7 protein-coding genes and 1 tRNA gene are annotated in these 12,200 nt (G+C 69.6%); 6 read left to right on the top strand and 2 right to left on the bottom strand.

What is annotated here, in order from left to right:
- Positions 1-315 precede the first annotated feature (315 nt).
- Complete coding sequence (locus tag Q4A20_RS04665) at positions 316-2,484, top strand: HNH endonuclease signature motif containing protein (protein ID WP_303120832.1); 2,169 nt, start codon at positions 316-318, stop codon at positions 2,482-2,484.
- Positions 2,485-2,535: 51 nt separating this feature from the next.
- The gene (locus tag Q4A20_RS04660) at positions 2,536-5,871 is read left to right on the top strand and encodes an error-prone DNA polymerase (RefSeq protein ID WP_303120830.1); all 3,336 of its coding nucleotides are present in this window, start codon (positions 2,536-2,538) and stop codon (positions 5,869-5,871) included.
- A gap of 54 nt (positions 5,872-5,925) precedes the next feature.
- Here Q4A20_RS04660 and Q4A20_RS04655 read toward each other — a convergent pair whose 3' ends face one another.
- On the bottom strand, positions 5,926-7,365 hold the full coding sequence (locus tag Q4A20_RS04655) for an AI-2E family transporter (RefSeq protein ID WP_303120828.1): 1,440 nt from the start codon (positions 7,363-7,365) through the stop codon (positions 5,926-5,928).
- A 1-nt stretch (position 7,366) separates the two neighbouring features.
- A complete protein-coding gene (locus Q4A20_RS04650) occupies positions 7,367-8,071 on the bottom strand; it encodes an HAD hydrolase-like protein (RefSeq protein ID WP_303120826.1) in 705 nt (234 codons plus the stop codon).
- A gap of 57 nt (positions 8,072-8,128) precedes the next feature.
- On the opposite strand from Q4A20_RS04650, the gene Q4A20_RS04645 reads away from it, so the two are divergent.
- The 4 genes from Q4A20_RS04645 to Q4A20_RS04630 all read left to right on the top strand — a co-directional run.
- Entirely contained in the window at positions 8,129-9,001 is an 873-nt protein-coding gene (locus Q4A20_RS04645; protein WP_303120824.1) for a D-hexose-6-phosphate mutarotase, read from the top strand.
- 98 nt (positions 9,002-9,099) lie between these two features.
- A tRNA-Leu gene (locus tag Q4A20_RS04640) sits at positions 9,100-9,187 on the top strand.
- Between the two features lie 109 nt (positions 9,188-9,296).
- Complete coding sequence (locus Q4A20_RS04635) at positions 9,297-10,448, top strand: bifunctional GNAT family N-acetyltransferase/nucleoside triphosphate pyrophosphohydrolase family protein (protein WP_303120822.1); 1,152 nt, start codon at positions 9,297-9,299, stop codon at positions 10,446-10,448.
- Positions 10,449-10,511: 63 nt separating this feature from the next.
- Positions 10,512-12,200 (top strand): M3 family metallopeptidase (locus Q4A20_RS04630; RefSeq protein WP_368502434.1); only part of this gene is annotated, 1,689 nt, incomplete at its 3' end.

Raw genomic sequence — 12,200 nt, 5'->3', positions numbered from 1 at the left:
GTTCGAAGGTGGAGGTGTTGAGAGTCGGCCGACCGGGACTCGCCCGGTGGGCCGGGTAGGTACGCCTGCCACCGGGGCCGATTGCCCGCCTGCCGCAGGGTTCGGAGCGGAGTTGGATTCGGAGGTTCTGGCAGGGGAGCTGGCGCAGGTACCGGCCGGTGCAGGGCTGGCGGGCCTGGTTGAGGGGCTGTTGGCCGGAGTGCTGGTGCCGGGCAGTCTCAACGGTGATGCGGCCGGCTCCGTCGATGATGCGTTGCCGCGGATGCGCATACCACGGACGCCGGTGACGCGGCGGATGCGGCAGACGCGGTGGAGATGCTGGATATCCCTGATGTTGACGGCATGCTGGCTGCGATCACCAGTCCGTCCGACCGGGTGCTGGCGGAGTCGGCCGCGCGGCTTGGAGTCGGCTGGGGTGTCGGTACCGGTATCGACGCGCTGGCCTTGCTGGGCGGACGGGTGCTCAGCGAGTTGGTGGCGGCCTGCCACCGGCTGGCGGCGTGGGCGTCCTGGTGCGAGGGGGTGGCGGCTGCCTGCCTGGCCCGCACACCGGAGATGAATCGTGGCGCGGCTTCCTGGGGGCCGGGCGGGCGGCCCGAGTGCCTGGTCACTGAGGAGGAGCGGCGTTTCACTACCGGCGGGGAGATCGCCTGCCGGCTTGGCCTAACCCGGCAGGGCGCTGGTCAGGTATTGGACCGGGGACAGGCCCTGTTGCAGCCCGACTTCGCCGCCACCGAGACCCTGCACCGGGCGGGTCTGCTGGACCAGTCGAAAACCGCTTTGATCGTGAGGCGCTTGGAGGAAGCCGATCCTGAGGTGGCGGTGGCGGTGCAGGAGCGGGTGCTGCCCCGCGCGTCCCGCCGCACCGCCTCACAACTGGGGCGGGATATTGACCGGGCCCTGGCCGCCCTGGATCCCGGCGGCGCCGGTAATCGACGTAAGCGCAACCAGGCACGCAGGCAAGTGACCCGTCCCCGCCAGGCGGGTGAGGGAGTCCATGAGATGAGACTGCTGTTGCCGAGCCTGGATGCGTTCCTACTGGACACAACCCTGGACGCCATTGCCGCCAGTGCGCGGGCTGCCGGGGACCAGCGCTCCCTGGCACAGCTGCGGGCCGATGCTGTCACCGGCATGACCTTGCGCACCCTGCAAGGCATCCAGTACGTCGCTTGCCGGGTTTCCCACGTTACCGACGCGGGCATCCCCGGTGGGGCCGGCCCGACAAATGCCCGTGGGGGCGTGTCTAGCGGTGGTCCCAAGGGTGATGCGGAAAGTGCCGCCCCCGCCGTCTTACCCGCCAGCGCCCCGAGCGCGGAAGTCGCCGGCACCACCGGGGAGGGCCACGCTTGCGCCGATGCAGCGTGCCGCTTTCCGGTCGCCGGGGGCGAGCGTCGTCTTCTGCCGGACGGAGTACCACTGGAGGGGCTGCTCGGGGCGCTGAACTCATTGGTGGAACCCTCCCGGCCCTGGTGGACGCCCTCAGGGATCGAGCCGGTCTTCCCGCCGTCCGGGATCACCATCAACGTTGATGTCACCGTACCCCTGGACCACCTACTGCCCGACGCCGCCGAGTTCGGCGGCAGTCCGCCGGCAACCGGCGAGGACGAGGGTCCGCCCCCAGACACTGGAGCGAGTCCGCCCGCCGCATCCGCTGGGGCAAGTGAACCCTACGCGGCACTCACATGCCTTAGGGTGAGTGCATCCGAGGGGCCAAGTGCGCCTGCCGCGGGTGGTGGGACTCTGCCCACCCGTGGCGCGCCTAATAAGGTGCCGAACGCTGCTGCAAAGGCGGCGGAGGTCACCATCGGCACCAGCAGAGTGCCGGTGCCCGCCGCCACCGCCCGCGCCCTCGCGGCCGGTGGCACCTGGCGCCGGCTGGTCACCGACCCCCTTTCGGGCGCTGTACTGGACGTAGGTCGGTCGCATTATCGGCCTCCGGCCGCCCTCCGCGACCTAGTGCAGACAAGAGATGTCTCCTGCACGTTCCCCGGTTGCACGGTTCCGGCCTCTCGCTGCGACATTGATCATGTGCAAGCCTGGGCCGACGGCGGGACCACGAGTCTGACCAACCTAACAGTCCTGTGTCAGGCCCACCATCGCCTCAAGCACACCCCCGGCTGGACCCTGTCGCGTCAAGACGGCGGTGCCCTGGTATGGACTACTCCGACCGGCCGCCGGTACCGGCGTGACGTGGACGGAACCATCACCCTCATGGCTCATCGGATCGGGCCGCGTCAGCTTGCCGTTCCCGTGCAGCGTGTGCCCGAGCGCCTCGCTCAGGCCGTCGATGACGCGTTCGTGAACCGCCTACGCCACGGGCTGAAGCTCGCCACCGCTTCCGGCCGCCCCGGTCGGCCTCCGTGGGTCACCAGCCGTGGGCCCCGCCCCGGGCAGGTAGTCGGCGCCTTCGAGTCCACCCCCTATCCGGACGCCCTGCACGATCTCGGCCTGGCTCCACTGCTGGATGAGATTCCACCCTTCTGACGCCCACCCCTTTGAGCCGCCCTCCCAGGAACAGCATTGAGGACCGATTCCATGAGTTGCGACACCGGCACTCACCGTTACGCCGAGCTTCACGCCCACTCCGCCTACTCCTTCCTCGACGGCGCCAATGAGCCCGAAGACCTTGTCATCGCCGCCGCTGAACTCGGTCTCGAGGCCCTCGCCTTGACCGATCGTGACGGCATGCCCGGCATCGTCCGGCATGCTCAGGCCGGTCGTATTCACGGTCTTGCCACCGTCCACGGTACCGAACTCACCCTGGACGACGGAGCCCACCTTCCCGTACTCGCCCGGGGGCCAAGGGGCTACCACCGCCTGTGCGCCGCCATTTCCGGTCATAACCTGGCTGCCGGTAAACGCGTGGATCCCGCCCACCGGCTGCCCGAGCTGGCCGCCGCCCTACGGGCGGATACGAAGACGGCCACGGGAACCGGCACCTCCACCTGTCTGGTTCTCACCGGCACCGCCAACGGGCCTCTTCGCCGCGCCCTCGGCGACCCGCAGCGGCCAGACACCTGGGATCTCAAGGCCGCCGACGCCGTCCTGGCAATCCTGGTAGATCTTTTCGGTCGCGACGGGGTCGCCGTCGAGATCTGCCTGGACGGCGGCCCCACCGATGCCGCCGTGACCGCCGTCCTCACCGGACTGGCCTCTGAGCGGGAGCTCCCGCTGGTCGCCACCGGTGCGGTGCGCTGCGCCCGTCCGCCCGACTCCCGCCTCGCGGACGTCCTGACCGCTACCCGCCTGCGCACCGATCTTGAGGGTGCCCGTGGGCACCTGCCCGCTCTTGGGCGCTGGTTGCGCGGCCCGCAGGACATGGCCCGCCTCCACCGCCGGGCGCCCCACGCCGTCGATACCGCCGCCGAGATGGCTCAGGACCTCGCCTTCGACCTCACCCTCATCGCCCCCGGACTTCCCGACCCGGAGGTCCCCGCGGGACATACACCCGCCACCTGGCTGCGCGAGCTCACCCGCCGCGGAGCCATGGCACGCTACGGTAGCGCGGCGGATGCCCCAGAGGCCTGGAAGGTCCTCGCCCATGAACTCGACGTCATTGAGTCACTGGGCTTTCCCGGCTACTTCCTCATCGTCCGCGCCATAGTCGACTTCTGCGAGAGTGCCGGCATCCTGTGCCAGGGTCGGGGCAGCGCGGCCAACTCCGCCGTCTGCTACGCCCTGGGCATCACCGCGGTGGATGCCGTTCGTCATCGCATGCTCTTCGAACGCTTCCTCTCCCCGGGGCGGAGCGGCTACCCGGATATCGACCTGGACATCGAGGCCTGCCGTCGCGAGGAGGTAATCCAGCACGTCTACGCCCACTATGGGCGCGACTACGCCGCCCAGGTCGCCAATGTCATCTCCTACCGGCCCCGCTCCGCGATCCGCGACGCCGCCAGGGCTCTCGGCCACCCGGCCGGATTGCAGGATGCCTGGGCGGCGCGGATGTCCCACCACTGGAGAACCGTGCGCACCGAAGACGACCCCGGGATGGACGCTCCCCCCGCACAGGTACTCGACATCGCCGAGCAACTGCTGCGCCTGCCCCGGCATCTGGGCATCCACTCCGGCGGCATGGTACTCGCCGATCGGCCGGTCACCGAGGTGTGCCCCGTGCGTTGGTCCGCCATGGAGGGGCGCACCGTCCTGCAATGGGACAAGGACGACTGCGCCGCCGCAGGTCTGGTCAAGTTCGATCTGCTGGGCCTGGGCGAACTGACCGCACTGCGCCTGGCCTTCACCAGCCTTGCCGAGCGCGGTGAGACGGTGCCTGATCTCGCCCCCGGCGGCTTCCTGCGTCCCGTCCAGATGGGCCGCCCCTGGGGACTGCACACCCTGCCGGAGGAGGACCCGGCCGTCTACCGGCTGCTCGGTGCGGCAGACACGGTAGGCGTCTTCCAGGTCGAGTCCCGCGCCCAGATGGCCACCCTGCCCCGCCTGCGTCCACGCGTGTTCTACGACATCGTCGTCGAGGTCGCCCTAATCCGTCCCGGCCCCATACAGGGAGACGCCGTAAACCCCTACATCCGTCGCCGCCTGGGCCGCGAGCCGGTCACCTACCTGCACCCGTCCCTCCGACCCGCCCTGTCCAAGACTCTGGGCATACCACTGTTCCAGGAGCAACTCATGCAGATCGCCGTCGACGCCGCCGGCTTCACCCCGGCCGAGGCCGATGCGTTGCGACAGGCGATGGGGGCCAAGCGCTCCGTCGAGCGTATGGAGGCCCTGCACGAGCGACTGGTGCAAGGCATGGAGGAACGGGGCATTGATACCGTGACCGCGCAGACCATCTTCGAAAAGCTCCGCGCCTTCGCCGATTTCGGCTTCCCCGAGTCCCACGCCTTCTCCTTCGCCTACCTCGTCTACGTCTCCGCCTGGCTCAAGGTCCGCAAGCCCGAGGACTTCTATGCCGGCATCCTTGCCGCTCAGCCCATGGGCTTTTGGTCCCCGCAGACCCTGGTAGCCGATGCGCGCCGCCACGGAGTGCGCGTGCTGCCGGCCGACATCAACTTCTCCCGGGAGCAGGCCTGCGTCGAGTCCCGGAACGACGCCGGCGCCGCCCACGCAGATGCGCGTCCCAGTCTCAATGCGCTCAGCCCCCTGGATGTTCACCCCGAGCTCGCCGTCCGCCTCGGTCTGGCTCCCATCAAGGGACTGGGCGAGGCCGCCACCGCCATCGTCGTCGAACGCAACGCCCACGGCCCCTACCGTGACATCGCCGACCTCGCCCGCCGCGTGCGTCTGAGCCGTTCCCGTCTCGAGGCCCTCGCCGCCTCCGGGGCACTGGCCTCCTTAGGCGTCGCCCGCCGCGAGGCCCTTTGGGCTGCCGGTGCCCTGTCTCAGGAGTACGGGCAACGTCATTCCCCCGGCGGTACCCACGATCACAGTGGGTCTGCCTGGTACCAGCCACCGCTGCCCGGGACCGCCGTCGGCGCCCGTGCGCCGCACCTACCGGACATGACCGATCGGGAACGTCAGGACGCCGACCTGCACCTGACCGGGGTCTCCACCCAGGCCTCACCCATGGCGTTCCAACGCGAGCGGCTCACAGCCGCCGGTGTACTCACCGTCGCCGACGTCCTGCACCACGAGCCGGGCCGCCGGGTACGGGTGGGCGGGCTCGTCACCCACCGGCAGCGCCCGAGCACTTCGGCCGGCACGATCTTCCTCAACCTCGAGGACGAGACCGGCCTGCTCAACGTCATCTGTCCCATCGGCATGTGGCGGCGCCACCTCGAGGTCGGGCGCCGGGCGGCGGCGCTCGTGGTGCGGGGGATGGTTGAGTCCGGCGACGGCGTGACCGCCTTGGTCGCTGAACGCCTGGAGGCGTTGACGGGCGTCACCTCACCGGGCAGCCGCGACTGGTGCTGATCGGCGCCGGCTTCGATCCGTTGAGTCGTTTCAGTCCCTAATCCCTGTCGGTCCTTAATCCCCGGAATAGGACGGCAGCTCACCCACTACCGGCGCATCCTTGGTATGCAGCTCGGAGTACACGGACCAGGCCACACTCACCAGTGGCACCGCCACGATCGCGCCGAGCAGGCCCGCGGAATAAGTGCCTACGGCCACGGCGATGATGACTACCACCGGGTGTAGGGACACCTGTCGGCCCATAATGAGCGGCTGCAGAATGTGTCCCTCGATCTGGCCTATGCCGGCCACCCCCAGGCCCACCACGATCATGGTGACGAAGCCCTTGGAGGCCAGGGCGACCACCATGGCGATGATCATCGCCGTCGGCGCCCCAATGATCGGGATGAAGGCGCCGATGAAAACCAGTACCGCCAGCGGCGCGGCCAGTGGCACGCTCACGATCTGGAGGAATATCCCGCACATGATCCCGTCGGTCAGTGCCACGATCACGGTGCCCCGGGCGTAACCGGCGAAGGTGTACCAGCCGGCGCCGGCGGCGTGGTGGACGTCCTCGCGCAGATGGGCGGGAAGCTCATTGAGGAACCACCGCCACATGCGGCCCCCGGAGGCCAGGAAGAAGATCGTCGAGAAGATCGCCAGTGCCAGCACGGCGAAGATATTCACCACGGTGCCCGCATTGGACAGCACCTCCGTGGCCAGAGCGGGGGCATTGTTCATCAGGTAGCCCTGCCCCTGATCGAGCAGCCGCTGCAGCTGCCCCATGAGTTCCTGCTGTGTCAGATCCAGTGGCAGGGGACCGTTGACGATGAAGTCCACGATGGTATCCACGCCGTCGGAGAACTGGGATGCCAACGTATTCCATTGATGCGTCACCGAGGTGATCACATAGGTCACCATCCCCACCACAAGCGCCAGAGCGGTCAGCAGTCCGAGGAAGGTGGCCGGATAACGGGGCATGACCCGGGCGAACAGATTCACCAGCGGATGCAGGATCGAAGTGAGCACCAGGGCCATGAACACGCCAACGAACACCGGGATGATCCTCGAGGTGGCGTAGAAGACGAGGCCGATGATGATGATCAGCCCCAGCAGCAGCCAGGCTGACAGGCCCCCGCGCACCAGCCAGGACGGCAGTGAGGCAAGAGGCGAGGACGAACCGGTGGTGCCGGCATGCGCGTCGTCGTCGATTTCCGTGGTCTCCACCGTAGCGAAGTCGTCATAGCGCAGCTGTTGCTCGCGGGCGTCAAGTCGAGCCTGTTCGGCCCGGTCGATTGTGCGGCCCAGCGCGTTGCGCCCCGCGCGCAGACGGGAGGCGAGACGCCTCAGCGCGGAATCCGCCGCCGGCGTCTCCTCCGATGAGGATGTTGGCGGGCGCTCGTCCGCCGCCGGTTGTGCGGCAGTGGGCGTCTGAGCCTCACGCAGCTCGGCCCCCTCTCCGGCCGCACGGCTCTCCGGGGCGCCGGTGCCGGCCGCGTCCTGTGCGCTGGCCATCTCAGACCTCCTCGCCGAGCAACTTCTGCAAATCTGCCGGGGTGGCGGCGAGGGCGACCGCGCCGTGCAGGGCCTCCGGGCTGCCGTAACCCCATAGGACACCGATGCAGTCGACGCCCGCTGCCCTGGCGCCCTCGACGTCGTGGGCCAGATCGCCTACGTGCACCGGTCGGCTCACGTCGACGCCCGCCGCCGCGAGCCTGTCAAGGGCGGAGCCGATGACCTGAGCCTTCCTGCCGCCGATGTCACCGTCGCCTGCCCCGCTGACCACGGTGAAGCGGTCGAGCAGACCATGGTGTCTGAGGATCTCGCGCGCATAACCCTCATGCTTGGAGGTTGCCAGTGCGAGCGGCACTCCGGCTGTGTGCAGGTCGTGCACCAGCTCGTTCACGCCGTCGTACAGGGGTGAGTCGAGCATCGTCTGGCGGTAATGGTGCCGGTAGGTCGCAACCGCCCGGGTGTTGGCCGCACCGGTAAGCCCGGCATACAGACGGAAGCCGTCTACCAACGGCGGGCCGACGAAGCGCTTGAGTTGCGCGGGCGTCTGCGCCGGCAGGCCCAACTCGGTGAAGGCCGCCGTCAGTGCCGCGAGGATTGCCGGTGCGGAGTCGATGAGCGTGCCGTCCAGGTCGAGCAGGACGGCGGTCGGGGGGTGGGGCAGGGGGAGCGGGCAGCCCTCGGGGTCGGCTCCGGCGATCGCATGCATATTCTTCCTGGCTCACTCTCATTCGCGGACGCGGTTCAGCCTACTAGCGTGGTCGCCATGAACGCAGACACCACACGCCCCCGCCTGCCGTGGACCACCGCCCTGACTCCGGGGCGGGGTGGGCAGCCCCGGCTGCTCATCGACGCCCCCGCGGGCAGCGCCGAGATCTACTTGCACGGGGCCCACCTGACCGACTGGAGGCCACGTGCTGGCAGGCCCGTGATCTTCACCTCCCGCCGAGCGGTATTCGACGGCCGGACTCCGATCCGCGGCGGTGTTCCGTTGTGCCTGCCCTGGTTCGGTGCGGGCCCGGGCGGCGACCGACGGCCCTCGCACGGTTGGGGCCGGATCTCGCCATGGCGCCTGCGCAGCGTGCAGTCGAGGCCGGGCGGTGGCGTGCAGGCCCTGTTCGCGCTCGAGCGCGACGGCATCTTCGCCCTTTACGCGGTGGACTTGGGGGAGGAGCTCTGCCTCACGCTCTCCTTGCGGCGTACCGGTGACGGCCCTGCGGGGCATCCGGTTGAGGCCGCCCTGCACACCTACCTGGCGGTCGGTGATGTGACCGCGGTAGAGGTGAAGGGCCTGGGTGGCGTCTCCTACCTGGACAAAACGACCGGCCGTGCCGACCAGGTGCAGCACGGGCCGCTGCGCGTCACTGGCCTAACGGACCGCGTCTACGCCGCCGGATCCCCGGTCGCCATCAGTGATCCGGCATATGGCCGTCGCATAACCGTCACCGGCGTGCGCGCCCCTAACACCGTGGTTTGGAACCCGTGGAGTGCGGGTGCCGCCGCGCTGACCGACATGGATGACGACGAGTTCGCCTCCATGCTGTGCGTGGAGAGTGCCGTCGTCGGTGAGAATGCCGTGCGACTGGCTCCCGGGGAGTCGATGTCGCTGGGAACCAGGATCGCCGTCGCCCCGCTGTGATGCATGGCACCCGAGACGGATTTGCCCGCCCTGGCCCGGAGCGTGTTAACTTTCCTGAGTCGGTGCTTCCGGGCTGTGCCCTGCGGCGGTGACAACAAGTCCGAGTGGCGGAATAGGTAGACGCGCTAGCTTGAGGTGCTAGTGCCTGACTAAAAGGGCGTGGGGGTTCAAGTCCCCCCTCGGACACCCGCAGCGGGGCCGCGGCCGGTAGGTCGTGGCCCTTCGTGTCTGCGCCCGTCGTAATGCCATATCTCCGATCGTCTCCGCTCTGGCGCTGCGCCGGTAGGCTCGCCGCATGCAGCCCTTCGAGATCCGTGTGCCCGCCGAGACCCGTGACGGCGCCAACCGGCCCGCGCTCCTGTTGTCTGTTCCCACCAGCGCCGACGTGAACCGGGTGGCGGAGATCTGCCAGGATCCTGACATTCAGGAGTGGACCACCGTCCCGCGCGGTTACACCCGCGCACACTCGCAGGACTTCATCGAAGGCACGGTGCGCACTGGCTGGGAGACCGGCAAGGAGCTCACCTGGGCGGTGCGTGAGGTCGGTGAGGACGGCACCGCCACTCTGGTCGGCATGATGGGCATCTCCGGTCAGGCCGACGGTGCCTGGGAGATCGGCTACTGGCTGGCTCCCGAGGCCCGCGGTCGTGGCACGGTCTCTCGGGCGGCACGTGCCGTCGTCGAGATGGCTTTCGATCCGGACGGCCCACTGCACGCCGTCGCCCTGCGCTGGCGCTGCGACATTCACGACGGCGTGCCCAACTGGGCGTCCTGGCGGGTCGCCTGGGGGTTGGGTTTCCGCCGCGAGGGGCGAGTGCGCTCCTTCCTCGCCAACGACGGCGTGCTGCACGACGGCTGGGTGGGCACGCTCCTGCCCGCCGACCCGCGCCGCCCCGCCGCCCCCTGGGACGGTCCCGTCACCGTCGGCGGGCAGGTGGCCGGCTCCTCGCACACCCACGGTGTGAACACACCGCTGGTGGCTGCCGACCCGGTCGGTGAGCGCGAGGGTGACGACCCCGAGGCGCTGGTGCGCCGCTTCCACTCCACCTACGGCCTGCCGATCCAGACCGACGGGCCCAGCCTGGATCGTGAGAGCCTGCACATGCGCATGAGCCTGATCGCCGAAGAGTTCGCCGAGCTGGTCGGCGCCGTCTATGGGCAGGCGGCCCGCGGCGAGGTCGAGGCCGCTTACCGGCGCGCCGTCGCAGCCGACGACGGCACCCGTGACACGGTGGAGACCGCCGACGCCCTGGCCGATTTGGTCTACGTCATCTACGGCATGGCCCTGGAAACCGGCATCGACCTGGCCGCGGTACTGGCCGAGGTGCAACGCTCCAACATGTCCAAGCTCGGGGCGGATGGTCGGCCCATCTACCGGGAGGACGGCAAGGTCCTCAAGGGACCCGGCTTCTTCCCGCCGGACGTGCCCGGCGTGCTCGGTCTCTAGGAGCCCCGGGACACAGCCGCCGTCGTCCGGTGCTCCCTGGGATGGGCCGGAGCGCGTGGCAGGATGACTCCCATGACTCAGGCCGATCCCGCTGCGGCGGAAGCACTCCCCGAAACCAACCCCTTCGCCCGCCCCTGGAAGCTCGCCCTGGAACTGCCCGATTTCGCCGCCGTCTCGCCGGCGGATATCGAGCCGGCGGTACGGGCCGGTATGGCGGCTCAGCGTGCCCAGTGGGAGACGATTGCCACCAACCCCGCCGCGCCGACCGTGGCCAACACGGTCGCCGCCGTCGAAGGCAGCGGCGAACTGCTGTCCCGCGCGCTGACCGTGCTGTATGCCCTGACCTCGGCCACCGACAGCCCCGAGCTGGACGCGCTGGAGGAGGCCCTCGCCCCCGAACTGGCCGCCCACGATGACGCCTACAGCCTGGATGCGCGCATTTACCGGCGTTTCAAGACCCTCGACGAACAGGTGCGTGCCGCCGCCCAGGCCACGCCCGCCCAGACCCCGGTGGACGCCGACGGTCAGGCGATCGACGCCGAGACCGCCCGCTGCATCCGCTTGGCCGTGGAGGAGTTCGAACGCGATGGCGTCGCCCTGACCGGCCCGGACGCGGACCGGCTGCGCGCCATCAACGCCCGCCTGACGGCCCTGTCCACCCGCTTCGCCACGCTCACCACCAAGGCCATGCACGCCGCCGGCGTCGCCAACTTCACCGCCACTCCCGCGCTGGCCACCACCTCCGCCCACGCCGATCGCGTCGCCCTGCTGAACCGGTCGCTGAGCCGTGGACTGTCCGGCGAACATGACACTCGGGCCCTCGTGCTGGAGGAGGCCGGGCTGCGGGCCGAGCGCGCCCGCCTGCTCGGCTACTCCCACCACGCCGCGGTCGTCGCCGCCGAGTCGGCCGCCCGCACCAGCCAGGCCGTCAACGAGCTGCTCACCCGCCTGGTGCCCCCGGCCATGGCCAACGCCCGCCGCGATGCCGAAACCTACGCCGCCCGCATGGCCGCCGACCCGGCCACCCGACCCGGGGAGAGCTTCGGCCCCGCCGACTGGCCCCGCTACGAGGAGGCCGAGCGCAAGGAGCGCTTCGGCGTCGACGACGCCACCCTCGCCCCCTACCTGGAGCTGAACAACGTCATCGAACGGGGCGTCTTCTACGCTGCGAGCCGCCTGTACGGCATCGGTTTTCACGAGCGTCCCGACCTGGCCGCCCACATGTACGCCCCGGATGTGCGCGTCTGGGAGGTCCGTGACGGCGAGGGCGATGCCGCACCCCTGCTGGGACTGTTCGTCGGCGACTACTACGCCCGCGAGGGCAAGCACGGTGGCGCCTGGATGGACTCCCTGGTGGAGCAGAGCCACCTGACCGGCCGCAGGCCGGTGGTCATCAACTGCCTGAACCTGACCAAGCCTGAAACCGGGCCGACGCTGCTGAGCTGGGACAACGTCATCACCGCCTTCCACGAGTTCGGCCACGCCCTGCACGGACTGTTCGCCGATACCCGCTGGCCCAGCGCGTCGGGCACCAACGTGCCCCGCGACGTGGTCGAGTTCCCCTCCCAGGTCAACGAGAAGTGGGCACTGCACCCGCAGGTCATCGCCTCCTACGCCCGCCACGTGGACACCGGCGCGCCTCTGCCGCAGGACCTCGCCGAGAAGCTGCGCAGCCAGGGCGCCTTCGGCCAGGGCTACGCCACCACCGAGTACCTGGGGGCGGCCCTGCTCGACCAGGCCTGGCACACCCTG

This window comes from Actinomyces sp. (genome assembly GCF_030530635.1).
Lineage (GTDB): Bacteria > Actinomycetota > Actinomycetes > Actinomycetales > Actinomycetaceae > Actinomyces.
Note: the sequence above shows the minus strand (reverse complement) of the source record. Positions and strands in the feature narration are given on the sequence as shown.

What these genes read in the sequence shown, in the direction of transcription:
- Q4A20_RS04665 (WP_303120832.1), top strand. Translation starts at nt 316, where the DNA reads ATGCTGGATATCCCTGATGTTGACGGCATGCTGGCTGCGATCACCAGT.
- Q4A20_RS04660 (WP_303120830.1), top strand. Translation starts at nt 2,536, where the DNA reads ATGAGTTGCGACACCGGCACTCACCGTTACGCCGAGCTTCACGCCCAC.
- Q4A20_RS04655 (WP_303120828.1), bottom strand. Translation starts at nt 7,365, where the DNA reads ATGGCCAGCGCACAGGACGCGGCCGGCACCGGCGCCCCGGAGAGCCGT.
- Q4A20_RS04650 (WP_303120826.1), bottom strand. Translation starts at nt 8,071, where the DNA reads ATGCATGCGATCGCCGGAGCCGACCCCGAGGGCTGCCCGCTCCCCCTG.
- Q4A20_RS04645 (WP_303120824.1), top strand. Translation starts at nt 8,129, where the DNA reads ATGAACGCAGACACCACACGCCCCCGCCTGCCGTGGACCACCGCCCTG.
- Q4A20_RS04635 (WP_303120822.1), top strand. Translation starts at nt 9,297, where the DNA reads ATGCAGCCCTTCGAGATCCGTGTGCCCGCCGAGACCCGTGACGGCGCC.